We start from the raw sequence: 15,536 nt of genomic DNA on the forward strand, positions 1-15,536 counted from the left end.
AGAGTAGGACGCCGCCGAACTCTTTGTGAGGGAGACCCCCGTACCGTTCCGGTACGGGGGTCTTTCGCATGCCCGGGGACAGAAGGCCGGTATGGGGGGACGGAAGGCCGGTGTGGAGGGCAGGCTACGGGAACAGACACACCGGGACGTGCGCCCCGGGGCAGGGACCGTAAAGGAATTGCGTCCCGGGTGCCCCACGGGGACCATCACCGTATGGACCACGCCGTACGACCCGTCCGCGCCGAAGAGTGGCTCGCAGTGAAGGATCTGCGACTTGCCGCACTGCGGGACCCGATGGCACCGCTGGCCTTCCTGGAGAGCTACGAGGAGGCGTCCGCGAAGACGGACCTCTTCTGGCAGCGCCGCGTCCTGGACGCCGTCAAGGGGAAGACCTCGCGTCAGTTCGTCGCCGAGGCACCCGACGCCGCGTTGAGCGGCACGGTCACCGTGCTGGTCGAGGAACCGGGCACGGCGGACCACTACGGAACCGTGGTGAAAGAGCGTCAGGGCCATGTGGTCGGTGTGTTCGTACGGCCCGAGCGGCGCGGGCAAGGACTGATCCAGGCCCTCCTGGACGCCGCGCTGGAGTGGGCCTGGTCGCTCGAAGGGCTCGACCGGATCCGGCTGTTCGTGGACGAGCGGAACACACATGCCGAGCGGGTGTACCTGAGAGCCGGGTTCGTGCACAGCGGGCACAGCGCCGCGGCACCGGGAGGCGCCGACGCGCGCGATCTCGAAATGGTGCTGTACCGTCCCGGATCTCCGGGATCCCCCGGGTCGGCGGGCCCGGCCTAGACGCGGTCGGGGTCCGGCCCTGACGGGGCCTGGAAGGGCAGTGCGTCATGGGGCCAACGGGCGCGGGCCTGCTCCTGGGAGCGCATCAACGCGAGCGTCGGCATGCCGCGGTCGGCACCGGTGGCGAGCAGGCCCGGCAGTTGGGGGAGCGGGGCGACCGCCGCGATGTCGTCGAGGACGAGCCGCAGTGGTGGGTCGAGCCGACCGGAGGATGACCGTTCGGCCATGCGCCGGCCGTGCTCGACCACGCTTGATGCCAGTGCTGTGAGCAGTGGCATGGCTCCAGGGTGGGACTTGGGGTCCTCGACGGCCTCGCCCACCACATAGAGCGTGCCCCCTTCGGCGGCGAAGGAATCCAAGCTGACCGCATCAGTTCTGTTGGGTGTGCACGCATCGCGGATGTGTACCGACGACAGGGCCGACAGCGCGCGTGCCGTGAGTTCCTGTGCGATGTCGCGGCGTTCGGGGTGGGCGGTCAGCGCGGCCTCCAGTTCGCCCGCGGTCCCCGAGGTGGCCCTGGGATGGCTGCGCAGTATCCGGACCGCGTCCTGCACCTGCGTGCCCTGCGCCCAGCGGTGCACATGGCGGACCTGGCGGCCGTCCACCGCGGCGGCGTGCAGGAAGCAGCGCAGAAGGGTCTCCGCGGTGTCGGCGACCGCGCCGTCGATCCTCGCCGCGGGCCGTACGGGCGCGAGCAGCGCCCTGGCCCGCTCCGCCGCGGTGCCGCGGTCCTCGCAGCCCGCGGTCGGCGACCAGTGCAGACGGGCCGGGGTCTCGCAGCGGTGGTCGGGGTCGTAGAGCAGGACCGGACCCAGCTTGGCGCGGGCGTCCTTCGTCTCCGCCCACACGGCAGGGTCGGAGGTCACGACCAGTGCGGGACCCTCGGCGTCCCGTACGGCCCGTACGGCGAGGGGACGGCGGGTGCCGGCCGGGCCGAGGACGAGGCCCTGTGCGGGGCGTCCTGGGGCCTCCTCGGCGCGCAGCGGGGCGCCGTCGGCCAGCAGCGGGGCACCGCCGCTCGGCAGCGAGGTCTCCTGCGCGGCGGACGGCGCCTGGGGCACGGCGGCGACGGCGGTGTGCGCGGGCGCACCGCGCGCGGGGACGCCGGTGGCCTCCGTGGACGGTCCCTCGGCGATGGGCTGTCCCGCGCCCTGGACCGGCCCCTCCTTGAACGGCACCTTGCCGGCCGGTCCGCCCTGGCCGGGCACGGGCGGCGCGGCCGCGCCCGCGTCGTGGACGCCCTTCGCGAGGAGGACCGTCTCCTGCGTACCGGACCCGGCCGCCGCCCGCGGAGCCGGAAGCGGAACGTCGTCCATGGAGGACGATGGCGAAGGAGCCGCCCGCCGTGCCCTCCTGAGGGACCCGGGCCGCCCCGCCGTGCCCTGTCTGCGCTCCAGCGCCCTGCGGGCCCGCCATCTGGCCACCGTGCCGAGGGCGAACACCAGGAGGACGAGCAGGACCATCAACTGGCCGATGAACAGCCCCCAGAACAGGCCGTAGCCCGACACCTGGTCCTTCGGGGTGTGCGGCCAGGCGCCCGCCACGTCATGGGGCTGCCCCATGAGGTGGCGCATGGCCAGGGGGGTCTGGGAGAACGTGACGCCGGTGGGCCAGGAGCCGTGCGCGAGGAGGCCGGCGAGACCGGTCGCGGTCCAGACGAGCAGCGTGATGCCGAGCAGGAAGACCAGGAAGCCCACCAGCAGGCCGTCGGAGACGCCGCGGCCGCCCGCCGGTGTGCTGCGGCCCCGCTGTGCCGCGCCGCGCGCCGACGGCTGCACGGGGCCGCCGTACGGCTGATCCCCGTACCCGCCGGCGCCTGCCCCGTACTCGTCGTCGTGGCCGTGGTCGCCGTGGTGCGGCCGCATGTCAGGACACCGTCGTTTCCGGCCGGGCCACCGTCGCCTCCATTCAGGCCACCGTGGATTCCGACGAGTCGCCCAGTTGCTGTTCGACGAAGGCGGCGGCCCGCTCCTCCGCTTCCCGTTCCGCGGCGCGCAGGGCGTCGTCGTCGGCGGTGCTCGACGACTCCGTCATGGCGCGGTCGGTGAAGACCAGTGGGCGCTCGGTCTCGGTGACGAGGTGTTTGACGACCTGCACGTTGCCGTTGACGTCCCAGACGGCGATGCCCGGGGTGAGGGTGGGGATGATCTCGACGGCCCACCGGGGCAGTCCGAGCACCTGGCCGGTGGCGCGGGCCTCGTCGGCCTTCTGGGCGTAGATCGTGCGGGTCGACGCCATCTTGAGGATCGCCGCGGCCTCCTTGGCCGCAGCGCCGTCCACGACGTCGGACAGGTGGTGCACCACCGCCACGAACGACAGACCGAGCCGGCGGCCGAACTTCAGCAGGCGCTGGAAGAGCTGTGCGACGAAGGGCGAGTTGATGATGTGCCAGGCCTCTTCCACCAGGAAGATGCGCTTCCTGCGGTCCGGCCGGATCCAGGTGTGCTCCAGCCAGACGCCGACGATCGCCATCAGGATGGGCATGGCGATGGAGTTGCGGTCGATGTGGGAGAGGTCGAAGACGATCAGCGGGGCGTCCAGGTCGATGCCGACGGTCGTCGGGCCGTCGAACATGCCGCGCAGGTCGCCGTCGACGAGACGGTCGAGGACCAGCGCCACGTCCAGGCCCCAGGCGCGGACGTCGTCCAGGGCGACGTTCATGGCCTGGGCGGACTCGGGCTCGGGGTGGCGCAGTTGCTCGACGATGTCGGTGAGGACGGGCTGCCGCTCGGTGATGGTCTCGTTGACGTACGCGTGGGCGACCTTCAGGGCGAAGCCGGAGCGCTCGTCCAGGCCGTGCCCCATGGCGACCTCGATGATGGTGCGCAGCAGGGCGAGCTGGCCGGTGGAGGTGATCGCCGGGTCGAGGGGGTTGAGGCGGATGCCGTCGTCCAGTGCGGCCGTCGGGTCGAGCCGGATGGGGGTGATGCCCATCTCCTGGGCGACGAGGTTCCACTCGCCGACGCCGTCCTCGCCCTGCGCGTCGAGCACCACGACCTGGCGGTCGCGGAACCTCAGTTGGCGCAGCACGTAGGTCTTCTCCAGCGCCGACTTGCCGTTCCCGGACTCGCCGAGGACCAGCCAGTGCGGGGCCGGCAACTGCTGGCCGTAGAGCTGGAAGGGGTCGTAGATGTAGCCCTTGCCGGAGTAGACCTCGCGGCCGATGATCACGCCGGAGTCGCCGAGGCCGGGCGCGGCCGTCGGCAGGTAGACGGCCTGGGCCTGACCGGTGGAGGTGCGCACCGGAAGCCGGGTCGTCTCCACCTTCCCGAACAGGAAGGCGGTGAACGCGTCCGTGAGGACCGAGAGCGGATCCCGCATCGCCATCACCACATCAGCCCCTGCCCACCTCTACCCACCTCTTCCTGCCTGTTCGGCCGTGTGCCGTGCGCGGGCGTCCGCTCGCCTGCCGTGCCGTGCCGTCCCCGGCTCCTTGCCCGTTCGCCGTCCGGCTACCGTCGAATTCCGGTCGCGAACGGGAGCGTGTTGACGAACGCCCGGTGGTGCTCGCGGTCGCACCACTCCAGCTTCAGGTACGACTTGCCCGCCGAGGCCCTGATGGTGCGCTTGTCGCGGGCCAGTGCCTCCGGGGAACGCGCGGAGACGGTGATGTAGCCGACCAGGTTGACGCCGGCCGCGCCGCTCGCGAGGTCCTCGCCGCGCTGGTCGAGGCGTGAGTGCGCGGCTATGTCACGCGGGTCGACCGTGCGGTTCATCTTCGCGGCGCGGCTTGCCTCCGCGACGTCGTTCGTCTTCTCCGTGAGCATCCTCTCGATGGCGATCTCGGTGGGTTCCAGGTCCATTGTGACAGCGACGGTCCTGATCACGTCGGGGGTGTGGACAAGGAGCGGGGCGAGGAAGTTGACCCCGACCGGCGTCATCGGCCACTCCTTGATCCAGGCCGTGGCGTGGCACCAGGGCGCACGCGTGGGGGACTCCCGGGTCTTGGCCTGGAGGTAGGTGGGTTCGACGGCGTCGAGCTCGGCGGGCCAGGCGTTGCGCTGCGACATCGCCTGTATGTGGTCGATGGGGTGGTCCGGGTCGTACATCGAGTGCACCAGGGAGGCCAGGCGGCTCTGCCCGAGGGGCTGGCGCACCCGGATGTCGGCCTCCTGGAGGCGCGAGCAGATGTCGGTCAGCTCACGTGCCATGACGATCGCGAGGCCGCCGTCACGGTCGATCCTGCGGGTCCCCCTGGGGCGGGCGGCCCGGGCCAGCGCCTGGGCCTCGGCGGCCAGTTCGCGCGTGTAGTGCATGCAGGCGACCAGGTAGGCGCGGTGCTGCTCGCTGCTCGTCGACACCATCGACTGGAGTTGGTCGTAGGAGTTCTGGAGCCATCCGGGCGCCTTCTCGTCGCCGCGCAGGGAGACGTCCTTGGCGTGGGCGTCGGGGTCGGCGGGCAGTGTCCGGGCCAGCATCTGGAGGCGGGTCACGAAGCCGTCGCCGTTGGCGACGTGCTTCAGGAGGGTGCCGAACCGGTCGACCAGGGCCTCCTGGTCCTCGGAGTCGCGCAGCCCGACGCCGGGGCCCTCGATCTCGATGGCGGCGGTGACGGTGCGCCGGTCCGCGTGCAGCAGGACGGCGATCTCGTCGGGGCCGAACGGGGCGGCGAGCCAGTTGATGCGGCCGATCCCGGGAGGCGGGCCGACCTCCACCTCACGGCCGTCGAGCGCGATGCCGGCCTCCATGGCTGCGGAGCGGTAGACGGTGCCGCGCTTCAACTGCCTTTTGTAACTTCGGTTGATCTCGAACCACCTGTAGAAGGTGCGCCGCCGGTAGGGCACGTACACGGCGGCGAGGGCGAGCAGGGGGAAGCCCATGAGGAGCACGATCCGCATCGACAGCACGGGGACGAGCAGTCCGCACATCATGCCGAGGAAGGCGCCGCCGATGATCAGCGCGATCTCGCCGGTCTCCCGGTTGCGCCCCACGATGGCGTTGGGGCGTGCGCGTCCGATGAGGTACGTGCGACGGGGTGCGACCGAATGGGACATATGGGATACGTGTGCGACATGGGAGTCGGTTGTCAACGCCCGTCACCTCCTGCTGTGCGATTGCTGCCTCCGCCGCCGGCGGAGCCGCCCCGGTTGGTGGCCGCGTGCGGGCTGTTGACGGGGCTGCTGCGGGGCACGGGCGGCGCGGCGGGCACGGAGCCGCCTGCGGCCTGCCCGCCGCCGTCGGAGGGGCGGGTGCTGTGCGCGGCGACACCGCCGCTCGCCGGGTTCGCGGGCGCCGGGCCCTGTCCGCCGCCCCCGCCGCCCGCGGAGCCCTCGCCGGCTCGGGTGCTGTGCGTCTTGATGCCCTGGGAGACGAGCGCGGCGGGCGAGCTGATGACGGCGGCGGCGCGGTTCTCGGCGCCCTGGTGGATGCGGTTGTTGCGGGTGTGGGCGATCTCGTCGCCGAAGCCCGGCACGAACCGGTAGATCACGGCGCTGGCGAAGATGGCGAGCAGGATGATGGCGAGCCCGGAGACCACGGCGGAGAAGGCGCCGGGGCCGTCGTCGGAGGCGCTCAGGGCGCCCGCCAGGCCCAGGACGATCACGATGATCGGTTTGACGAGGATGACGGCGATCATGATGCCGGCCCAGCGGCGGACGTGTCCCCACAGGTTCTTGTCGACGAGCCCGGCGTAGACGACGGTGCCCAGCAGGGCACCCACGTAGAGCAGCGCGGCCCTGATGACGAGTTCCAGCCAGAGAACGCCGGCGGCGAGGATGGAGACCAGGGAGACGACGATCAGCATGATGGGGCCGCCGCCGATGTCGTCGCCCTTGCTGAGCGCGGCGGAGAAGGAGCCGAAGAAGACGTCCGTCTGGCCGCCGGTGGTCTTGGCGAGCACATCGGTGACGCCGTCTGCCGCCGACACCACCGTGTAGAGGATCAGCGGGGTGAAGGCGGAGGCGAGCACCGTCAGCCACAGGAACCCGATCGCCTCGGACAGCGCGGTCGTCAGCGGTACGCCGCGCACGGCGCGCTTGGCGACGGCCAGCAGCCACAGGAGGAGCGTCAGGATCGTCGAGGCGGCGAAGACGACGGCGTACTGCTTGAGGAACGTGGCGTTGGTGAAGTCGACGTTGGCGGTCGCCTTCACCGTGTCGCTGAGCTGGTTGATGGTCCAGGAGGCGGCGTCGGCGCAGCCTTTGGCCAGGGAGGAGAGGGGGTCGAGCGGGTTGGAGAGGTTGTCGGGCGGCTTGGGGCCCCCGCTCCTGCCGCTGTCGCAGTAGTCCCTGGCGGGTCCGTGGATGTTCGCGCAGGGATCGCCGCTCTTGTCCGGATCGGGTGCGGCGACGGCGCGTGTGGCCAGCAGCACGGCCGTGCTCTGCACGGCCGCGATCACTGCGGTGAGCCTGAGTGCACGGGCGTTAGCGGGCATACGTGAAGCCTCCGTACCCTTCGACCGCCTTGGCGATCTCGTCGGCGCTGGACGCCCGGTTGTCTCCCGGGACCGGTGAGGGGCCGTCCTTCTGCGAGTGCGTGACGATCTTCCAGTCGTTCGCGGTCCACTGCAGGGTCATGGTGATCGTGAACCAACTGTCGGTGACGGGAGTGATGGAGTCCTCGCCGGCCAGCCCCAGCAGGCCGCCGCACCAGACGGACACGGTCGCTCGGTCGCTGGAGAAGGCCGTGGTTCTGCTGCCGATCGGGCTGGTGCGGGAGACGAACGTGTAGCCCTCGGGGGCCGAACCGTCCTCGTGGAGGCCGACGCTCCTGTCGAGCTCGGGGGAGTACGCCTTGTCGAATCTGCTCTTGAACTCCTCGATCCGGGAGGGCGCGACGATCGCCTCCAGGATGGTGTCACGCCGGGACTTTCCGAACATGTCCGCGGAGCCCAGTGCGACGGCGTAGTTGGCCGCCGCACTCTGCGCCCCCTGCTCGTCATGTGCGAAGCCGGACGGGATTCCGCTCTGGGACGTGGTGCTCACGGGGCGCTTGCCGGTGGCCGAGGTGGGGGACGTGCCGGGTTTCCTGTCGTCGGCCGTGGAACCGGAACCGCCGCTACCGCGGTTCGCGAACGCGATGGCGGCGATCAGGAGGACGACGACGCCGACGATGGTGACCAGGCTGCGGGAGCCGCGCCCGGCCGGGCGGCCGGGCCGCCGGGGGCCGCCGTAGGGGGAGCTGTCGCCCTCCGGCAGCCGGGTGCGGGTCTGGCCCGCGCGGCCCCTGCCGCGGCCGGGATCACCGCCGTATCCGCGCTCGCCGGATCCGTAGCCGTGGTCGTCACCGAGACTCATGCCGCCTTCGCTCCCTCACCGTTGAGCTGGACCCCGCTGTACGACGGTAGTCGCCGTGGTAGCCGTGCTGCATGCCGCGTGGAAGCGGTGTGGTGACTCGACATCAGGGAGACGCAACCTCAGTCGGTGGGCACGGCGGGTGGATCGGACGAACGGGACAAGAAAGAGACGAAAAGAACAGAAAGGACGGAAAGGATGGAAGGGGTGGGCGGGTCGGAACGGAGTGACGGGAGGACGGGGGTCAACCGGCGGGAACGGGATGTACGGGCGGACGCGTACGGGGAGCGGCCGTCCGGTCCGGGTTCTCGGGGGCCGGCGAACCGCCCGGAGGTCGGGCGGGGCGCGGGCCCGGGCTCCGGGCTGCCGCGGCTACACGGCCATGCCGTACACGATCGTGAAGAGCGTGCCGAGTGAACCGATGATGAAGACACCGGTCAGGCCCGCGATGATGAGGCCCTTGCCCTGCTCCGCGCTGAAGGTGTCGCGCAGCGCCGTGGCGCCGATGCGCTGCTTGGCCGCGCCCCAGATCGCAATGCCGAGGCAGAGGAGGATGGCGACCGCCATCACGACCTCGATCATCACCCGCGCCTCGTTGCCCAGGCTCCCGAAGGGCCCCCAGTCCGGGGCGATTCCGCCGATGATGGTGGAGATATCGCCCTTGTCGGCTGCCAGAAGCATGTAACTCACCGCCCCCTGTTGGGTAGTTCCGCACCCTCTGCCGCTGTGCAGAGGTCAGGCATCATTCTCGCTGACAATGATGCCTGTGGATGGCGGCCTCGCGTCATCGGTTGGCGTGTTTCGTGCGGATCTACAACCGCTTGTCGTACGCATGTTCCTGCGCGCCGGTCGGTCGGGGCCGCCGGGCGGGGCGGCGGTCGCCGCTCTCCCGGGAGCCCGCAGCAGGCTGCCGGATGGAGCCCGGCGCTGGGGCGGGCTACCGGGAACTGCTCCCCGCCGGGACAGTTCCCGGGAGCCGTACCTCCCGGGAACTGTCCGCCGACCGCTGTATCCGCTAGGAGCTGTACCCGCTGCCGAAGCTCTGCACGACGTAGGCGCACTCCGTGTAGACGTACCCGGGGTCGATCTTGGCGGTGTCCGTACCGACGCTGGTCGAGCCGTCCGTCGGCTTGTGGAGGAAGTACGTGGTGCCGGCGGGCAGGTGGATCGTCTTCGACGGGTAGTGCCTGCCGCTGTCCTTGCACGCGGACAGCGATGCCGCGGCGTCACTGAAGTAGGTGGAGCAGCCGTGGCACGCGGGGATCTTGATGCTGCCGGTGACGGGGCCCGTGTAGAGGATCTCGATCTCGTCGGGGCTGTCGTTCTTGATGGTCACCGGGATGCTGCCGCCGGAGCCGCTGGAGGGCAGGTGCTTGCCCGCGGCCGGGATGCTCCGGGCGATCTCGGCGGCTATGGCGATCTTCTTGGCGCGGTCGCGGTTCCCGTCGTGCTTGTAGGTCCTGGTGAAGTCGTTCAGCGTGTCGAGCGCCTTGTCGAAGTCGCCGTCCTCGTACTGGTCCACGCCGCACGCGTACGTGCCGGACCGGACCTTCTCGCCGGCCCTGTCGGCGTCCTTGGAGAGCGCGTCGGCGATGCCTGCCCGGTCGCCGGGCAGGTCTGCGGCCTGTGTGCCCAGGGTGCGCAGCCGGTCGTTGGCCGCGCAGGGCTCGTCGCCGCCGAGGTCCTTGACGGCGGCGTCGATCCTGTCGCTGAGGACCGGCTCCACCTTGGCGGCCTGGGGTGAGCGGGGGAAGGTGGTCAGCAACCGGGCGAGTGTGCCGTTGCGGGTGCCGGTGCCGTCGCCGCTGCCCAGGTCGTCGATGCCGCACTCGTAGAAGGAGGTCGCCAGTCGGTCGTCGGGCCAGGCGGCCAGGTGGCCGAGGCGCTGCCTGCTGATGCTGTCGGGCACCTTGCGCAGGTATTCCAGGGGCTCGATCGCGTCGCAGTACTTCTTCCGGTCGTACGGAGTGGCCACCGCCTCGTAGTACCTCTCCAGGCGGTCGGGCACGAGCTTTCCCGCGCGGGAGTCCGGGTACCTGCGGTCGAGGTCGCGGTAGGTGGCGAGGGCGTCGGTGAAGTCGGGCTCGGCCGCGCCGAATGGCTCGTTCTTTGCGTCCTGGACGAGGGTGTCGGCCTCGTGGAGCCGGTCGAGCAGGGCCTGTTCGACGGCTTCGTCCCGAGCGTTGCCGTACAGGAGGACGCCACCGGTGGGGACGGCGAGGAGGACCAGGCCGAGCAGGGCGGCCACGGGGGCCTGCGGCGGCCAGGCCAGGCGGGTGCGCAGACCGCGGACGGCGCCGTGGGCGGCGGCGAGCGCGAGGAGGACGAGGTAGCCGACCAGGGCTCCTCGGGGCACGCCGTCCGGGTCGGCCGGCAGTGCCACGAGCAGCAGGGCGGCGGTCGCGAGCCAGCAGACCGCCATGGCGAACCGGCGGCGTATCAGGGCGTAGCCGATGCCGAGTCCGCTCAGGTTGAGCAGGGCGACGGCGACGGCTCGCAGGGGATCGGCCGGCGCGGGCGGCGTCGGGGGCACGGAAGGCGCTGGGGGCGCGGGGGGCGCCGCAGGGAAGGCCGGTGCGGCCGGGGGCAGGGCGGGCGGCGGTGGGGCGCCGAAGGGTGCGCCGAACGCGTTCTCCGGCCCGGCGGGCGGGGCCGTCGGGGCGGCGGGGGGTATGGCCGCCGGGGCGGAGGGCGCGGGTTTCGGTGCCTCGGGCGGGGCCTGCGGTGCCTCGGGTGGGAGTTTCGGTGCGGCGGACGGGACTTGGTGTGCGGAGGGCGGGACCTTTGGCGTCTCGGGTGGGGCCAATGGTGTCTCGGGTGGGGCCTGCGGCGCGGCTGGTGCGCCTGGTGCGGCGGGCGGGGCGGTGCCCGAGCGGTCGGCGGGGGCGGTGGGGCGGTCGGCCGGGGCCGAGCCCGAGCGGTCCCCGCTCTGCTCCGTGGGTCCTTCGGCGCTCTGTTCCGCGGGTCCTTCCGCGCTCTGTTCCGTGGGTCCTTCCGCGTTCCCGTCCGGCTCTTCCCGTGGCTGATCCCAGGCCATCGCGATTCCCCCCGATCGTCGGACGGCGCTCGGCACGCGTCCGCGTGCGCACCCCCGAGTCGTTCCTGTGGTGATTCTGCCCGGGTACAGGCGGGATCACAGCAATTCGACAGGTTCACCTTATCCACGCCGGCCCGGGCCGGGGCCGGGTTTCCGCGGTGCGGAAGCGTCCGTCCCCGACCGTGCGGCCTCCCCGCGGCTGACGGAGTCAGGAGTACCGGAAGCGGTGGGGGACCGGTCCCCGGTGTGAGGCCGTGGCCAGTGCCAGTGCCAGTGCCAGTGCCGGTGCTGTCGGCGGGGCGGGCGTCGCGGTGGGGGATGCGTGCGTCGACGCACCGACAGGGGCACACGCCGATGCGCCTGCGGGGGCGCGCGCCGATTACGCCCGGCGGGGGCGGGCGGCGGTACGCCCGGCGGAGGCGTGCGGCGACGCGCCGTCCCCAGGCCCGCCGGTCGGGGCCCCTGCGGGTATGGTCTGCATGATCGAAAAGAAGGGTCGCGACGGAGGCAACCTCATGACGACGTCCGTACCGGTGCCCGCGGCCGATCCGCGGCGCACCGCACTGCTCGTGATGGACTACCAGACGCCCATCGTGCGGCTCCTGCCGGAGACCGAGGGCGCCGCGCTGGTGCGCCGGGTGGCGGACGCGATCACCACGGTGCGCCGCGCCGGCGGCACCATCGCCTACGTGCGCGTGGGGTTCACCCCGGAAGAACTCGCCGCGATCCCGGCCGAGAACAAGATGTTCTCCGCCATCGCCGGACGGGGTGGCATGGACGCCGACGGGCCGGCCACCGCCGTCGTGGGGGAGCTGGCTCCGGCCGACGGCGACATCGTGGTGCGCAAGACCCGGGTCGGAAGCTTCTCGACCACCGACCTGCACGACCGGCTGACCCGGCGCGGCGTCACGACCCTGGCGCTGGCGGGCATCTCCACGAGCGGCGTCGTCCTGTCCACCGTGCGGGACGCGGCGGACCGCGACTACCGGCTGCTGGTGCTCTCCGACGGCTGTGCGGATCCGGACGCGCAGGCGCACGAGGTCCTGATGGAGCGGGTCTTCCCCCGTCAGGCGGACGTGCTGGGCATCGCGGAACTGCCGCATCTTCTGGAGCCGGCCGCGGCTGCCGGCTGAGCGGCGCGTTTCGCCGGGGCGGCCGCGTCGTGCGGTCGGCCGCGGGCCCGGTCGGCCGCCGCCTGGATCTGCTGCGCCGACCGCGCTTCCTGCTGGACCGGGAGACCGCGCTGACGCGCTGACCGCGCTTCCGGGTCGGCCCGAACGTCCGCGTCGACCGCGCTGACGGCGCTGACCGCGCCTCCCGGTGGGCCGAACGTCCGCGTCGACCGCGTCGATCGCGTCTGCCGGTCTGCCGCGGGTGCGGGCCGCCGCGTCGGCCGTGTCCGCGGGTCGGCGGAGTGCGCGGGCCGGCCGTGGCGGGCGGGGCGCCGGCCGTCGCCTGCCGCCCCCGCCCGCGCCGTCTGCTCCGTCCGGCCGGGCCCTCGCACCGGTGTCCTTGCGCCGGCGTTCTCCTACCGGCGTCCTCACATCTGGGTGTCCAGGCTGCCGGAGTGGTCCGCGAGCCCCGCGCCGTCGGCCGGATGACCGGTGCCGAGGGGCGGCGCGGCATCGAGGGGGTGACCGCTGTCGCGGGGTCGTGCGGCGTCGAGGAGGTGGCCGCCGGCGCCTGGCCGCCTGTCGAGGCCGGCCACGAAGTGGTCGAACTCACCGGCCTGGACGCCGAGGACGAAGGCGTCCCATTTGCGGCGTGTGGTGGTGACGACGTTCTCGGGGTTGCTCGTCTCGCGTAGGTAGACGTGGTCGGCCGGGCCGAAGGCGACCTCGATCCAGGGGCCGGGGCCGGCGGCGTCGTCGGGTGCGGCGCGGACCCAGTCGAGGTCGGCGGGGATGGTGTGCTCGGACACGGGTGGTCGGTTCCTTGAGAGGTGTGGCAGACGGGGCGGGGGGTGGCGGGGCCCGGGGGTGCGAGCGGGCCGTGCCGCTCCGTGAGCGGTACTTCCGCCGCCACCGTATCGCCACCGCGGGCCCGTGCCACGGGGTTGAAGGGGCCGGGCGGCGGTCTCTCCGGGACGCACCGGAGTTATCCACAGGCTCGTTGTCCACAGGCTGCCGGAGGTCGGCCCCACGCCCGGCCCTGCCCGCTTACACTGGCGCTCGATGGATCACGTTGTGGCGAAGGGGGGTTGACGGTGCGTAAGGCATGGCTGGTCGCGGGGCTCGCCGGTGGTGGTGGCCTGTCGTTCGTCCTGTTGCTCGTCGTCGGTACGTACATGACGTCGGGGAACCTCGGGGGCGCGGCAGGAAGAGCGGTCGACCTGGCGGAAGGGTCCGTGCCCGCCGCCTACCAGGGCATCGTCCAGAACTGGGGGCGCCTGTGCCCGGCCATAAATCCCGCCCTGCTCGCGGCCCAGCTCTACCAGGAGAGCGGCTTCAATCCGAACGCGCGCAGCGGAGCGGACGCCGAGGGCATAGCCCAGTTCATCCCCGGCACCTGGGCCACCCACGGCCTGGACGGGAACGGCGACGGCAGACGTGACGTCTACGACCCCGCGGACGCCATTCCCTCCGCCGCCTCGTACGACTGCAAGCTCGCCTCGTACGTGAAGGACGCCGCCGGCGACCAGACGGAGAACATGCTCGCCGCCTACAACGCAGGCGCCTACGCGGTCATCAAGTACAACGGCGTCCCGCCCTACCGTGAGACGCAGAACTACGTCAAGACGATCACCACCCTGGAGAAGAGCTTCGCGAAGCCCGCCGCCAGGGTGGACCCCTCGGAGCAGGCGGCGGGGGCGATCTACTTCGCGCAGAAGAAGCTCGGCACCGAATACCTCTGGGGCGGGAACGGCACGGCGGACCAAGGCGGCCGCTTCGACTGCTCGGGCCTCACCAAGGCGGCCTACGAATCGGTGGGCGTCACCCTGCCCCGGGTGGCGAACGACCAGTACAACGCGGGCCCGCACCCCCGCAGGAGTGAGCTCCTCCCCGGTGACCTGGTCTTCTTCTCGGACGATCTGACGAATTCCCGAGCCATCCGGCATGTGGGCATATACGTGGGTGGGGGGTACATGATCGATGCACCACGACCGCACACGAAAATCCGGTTTGACCCCATCGACACACCCGACTATTTCGGGGCGACCCGGGTCACTCAGGACGGGGCGCGGGCCCTGCCCGAGGCATCGCCGGCGACGTCGTGACGGCGCCATGACTCTCCGTCAAAGCTGCCCCCTGAGCTGCGGCGATTGAGTCTCTCTTCGGTAACGTCTGCATGATCTTTCGATTGAGAGTGGAACGTGTGGACAGAGACTGTGCGTTCCTCGGAGGGGCGGGGGTCGGTGGACTTCCGAAGACGTGGGCTTCTGACTGACGCGGCTCCGCTGGAGCGGGTCCGCGGCCACGGGGGGTGGTGTAGAGCGGCGTACAGCGACGTGCGCCGGTGAGCAGACGAGAGAAGACGAAGGGGCCGCTGCGCGATGGCTGGACTCGCAACGTCCGGGTCGAACCCCGATGTCAGCCTGCTCTACGAGATCAACGGCCTGGCCAAGGACTCGCCGGGCTGGGCGGACCGCACGCTGGAGTTCCTCGGGGAGTACGGTCTGCTGCTCGGCCTCGTCCTCCTGGTGCTGGCCTGCTGGTGGAGCCAGCGACGGCACGCCCCCTCGCTGGACGCCGCCGCCTCATCGGTCGCCGCGGTCGTCTGGACGCCCCTGGCGGCCGGAATCGCCGTCCTGGTCAACGTGCCGATCCGGGGCTTCGTCGGGCGCCCCCGGCCCTTTGTGGACCACGAGGGGATCGATGTCCTGATCCACGGCAAGAACGACTACTCCTTCGTCAGCGACCACGCCACTCTCGCCATGGCCATGGCGGTGGGCCTCTTCGTGGCCAGCAGGAAGTTCGGGATCGCCGGCCTGGTGCTGGCGCTCGCGGAGGGCTTCTGCCGGGTCTTCATGGGGGTCCACTACCCGACCGACGTCATCGGGGGTTTCGCGCTCGGGACGGCGGTGGTCCTCCTGCTGTCGCCGCTCGCCTCGGCGGCGTTGACACCGCTGATGAAGGCGATCGGACGCTCGGCGCATGCCGGGTGGCTGGTCCGGTCCCGCGCGAGCGCGACGGACGCCGCCTCGGCCGGGCCGGGCGGTGCTGACTCGTCGTCGCACGTGCACGCGCGCGTGCTCGCTGACGCTGACGCCGGCGAGGATGAGGAGGGGGCGGCCGCGGATCCGGCCCCGTGGCCCGGTCGGCCTGCCGTCACGGCTCGCTCGGACGCGGCCGGTGCGGAGCCGGAAGCCGAGCTGCTCGCGGGGCGGCAGGGCGAGCGGCCCGCCCGGGTCCAGCAGTCGCGCACGGCGCCGCAGGACAGGGGCCGCGCCGTGGCGCGGGACGCGGAGCGCTCGCCCCGGCGGGATCCGGAAGCGGCGTTACGGACGGGGGCCGAGCGAACGCGGCGGTCCG

At 71.9% G+C, this 15,536-nt stretch carries 10 protein-coding genes and 2 pseudogenes; 4 read left to right on the top strand and 8 right to left on the bottom strand.

What is annotated here, in order from left to right:
- Positions 1–213 precede the first annotated feature (213 nt).
- Positions 214–795, top strand: a complete 582-nt coding sequence (locus tag IE313_RS31695) for a GNAT family N-acetyltransferase (protein WP_189938356.1) — start codon at positions 214–216, stop codon at positions 793–795.
- Here the strand turns inward: IE313_RS31695 and IE313_RS31700 are convergent.
- The 7 genes from IE313_RS31700 to IE313_RS31730 form a co-directional block, all read right to left on the bottom strand.
- Positions 792–2,660: a type VI secretion protein gene (locus IE313_RS31700; RefSeq protein ID WP_229925121.1), complete on the bottom strand. Its 1,869-nt coding sequence runs from the start codon at positions 2,658–2,660 to the stop codon at positions 792–794. The two genes, IE313_RS31695 and IE313_RS31700, sit on opposite strands and share 4 nt — an antisense overlap.
- A 43-nt stretch (positions 2,661–2,703) precedes the next feature.
- Positions 2,704–4,116 (bottom strand): ATP-binding protein, encoded by a 1,413-nt coding sequence (locus tag IE313_RS31705; RefSeq protein ID WP_189938357.1) that lies wholly within the window; start codon positions 4,114–4,116, stop codon positions 2,704–2,706.
- Positions 4,117–4,247: 131 nt separating this feature from the next.
- Positions 4,248–5,789 carry an SCO6880 family protein gene (locus IE313_RS31710; protein ID WP_189938359.1) on the bottom strand — a complete coding sequence of 514 codons (1,542 nt, stop codon included), beginning with the start codon at positions 5,787–5,789 and terminating at the stop codon, positions 4,248–4,250.
- Positions 5,790–5,821: 32 nt separating this feature from the next.
- Complete coding sequence (locus tag IE313_RS31715) at positions 5,822–7,168, bottom strand: hypothetical protein (RefSeq protein WP_189938362.1); 1,347 nt, start codon at positions 7,166–7,168, stop codon at positions 5,822–5,824.
- Positions 7,158–8,030, bottom strand: coding sequence for a DUF8175 domain-containg protein (locus IE313_RS31720; protein ID WP_189938364.1), 873 nt, complete (start codon positions 8,028–8,030; stop codon positions 7,158–7,160). Before IE313_RS31720 ends, IE313_RS31715 begins: the two co-directional genes overlap by 11 nt.
- A gap of 369 nt (positions 8,031–8,399) precedes the next feature.
- The gene (locus IE313_RS31725) at positions 8,400–8,708 is read right to left on the bottom strand and encodes a DUF8827 family protein (RefSeq protein ID WP_189938366.1); all 309 of its coding nucleotides are present in this window, start codon (positions 8,706–8,708) and stop codon (positions 8,400–8,402) included.
- A gap of 334 nt (positions 8,709–9,042) precedes the next feature.
- Positions 9,043–10,560, bottom strand: a complete 1,518-nt coding sequence (locus IE313_RS31730; protein ID WP_189938368.1) for a hypothetical protein — start codon at positions 10,558–10,560, stop codon at positions 9,043–9,045.
- A gap of 983 nt (positions 10,561–11,543) precedes the next feature.
- Here IE313_RS31730 and IE313_RS31735 point away from each other — a divergent pair.
- Positions 11,544–12,197 (top strand): cysteine hydrolase family protein, encoded by a 654-nt coding sequence (locus IE313_RS31735; RefSeq protein ID WP_229925122.1) that lies wholly within the window; start codon positions 11,544–11,546, stop codon positions 12,195–12,197.
- A 560-nt stretch (positions 12,198–12,757) separates the two neighbouring features.
- On the opposite strand, the pseudogene IE313_RS31740 reads toward IE313_RS31735, so the two are convergent.
- A pseudogene (locus IE313_RS31740) lies at positions 12,758–12,970 on the bottom strand (DUF397 domain-containing protein); the annotation flags it as partial.
- A gap of 294 nt (positions 12,971–13,264) precedes the next feature.
- On the opposite strand from IE313_RS31740, the gene IE313_RS31745 reads away from it, so the two are divergent.
- On the top strand, positions 13,265–14,281 hold the full coding sequence (locus tag IE313_RS31745; RefSeq protein WP_189938370.1) for a bifunctional lytic transglycosylase/C40 family peptidase: 1,017 nt from the start codon (positions 13,265–13,267) through the stop codon (positions 14,279–14,281).
- Positions 14,282–14,557: 276 nt separating this feature from the next.
- Positions 14,558–15,262: pseudogene (locus tag IE313_RS31750) on the top strand (phosphatase PAP2 family protein); the annotation flags it as partial.
- Positions 15,263–15,536 lie beyond the last annotated feature (274 nt).

The sequence above is a fragment of the Streptomyces sulfonofaciens genome (genome assembly GCF_014656295.1).
GTDB lineage: Bacteria > Actinomycetota > Actinomycetes > Streptomycetales > Streptomycetaceae > Streptomyces > Streptomyces sulfonofaciens.

Bases quoted from the DNA above. Each gene is read 5' to 3' on its own strand.
- IE313_RS31695 (WP_189938356.1), top strand. From the start codon at position 214: ATGGACCACGCCGTACGACCCGTCCGCGCCGAAGAGTGGCTCGCAGTG.
- IE313_RS31700 (WP_229925121.1), bottom strand. From the start codon at position 2,660: ATGCGGCCGCACCACGGCGACCACGGCCACGACGACGAGTACGGGGCA.
- IE313_RS31705 (WP_189938357.1), bottom strand. From the start codon at position 4,116: ATGCGGGATCCGCTCTCGGTCCTCACGGACGCGTTCACCGCCTTCCTG.
- IE313_RS31710 (WP_189938359.1), bottom strand. From the start codon at position 5,789: ATGTCCCATTCGGTCGCACCCCGTCGCACGTACCTCATCGGACGCGCA.
- IE313_RS31715 (WP_189938362.1), bottom strand. From the start codon at position 7,168: ATGCCCGCTAACGCCCGTGCACTCAGGCTCACCGCAGTGATCGCGGCC.
- IE313_RS31720 (WP_189938364.1), bottom strand. From the start codon at position 8,030: ATGAGTCTCGGTGACGACCACGGCTACGGATCCGGCGAGCGCGGATAC.
- IE313_RS31725 (WP_189938366.1), bottom strand. From the start codon at position 8,708: ATGCTTCTGGCAGCCGACAAGGGCGATATCTCCACCATCATCGGCGGA.
- IE313_RS31735 (WP_229925122.1), top strand. From the start codon at position 11,544: ATGATCGAAAAGAAGGGTCGCGACGGAGGCAACCTCATGACGACGTCC.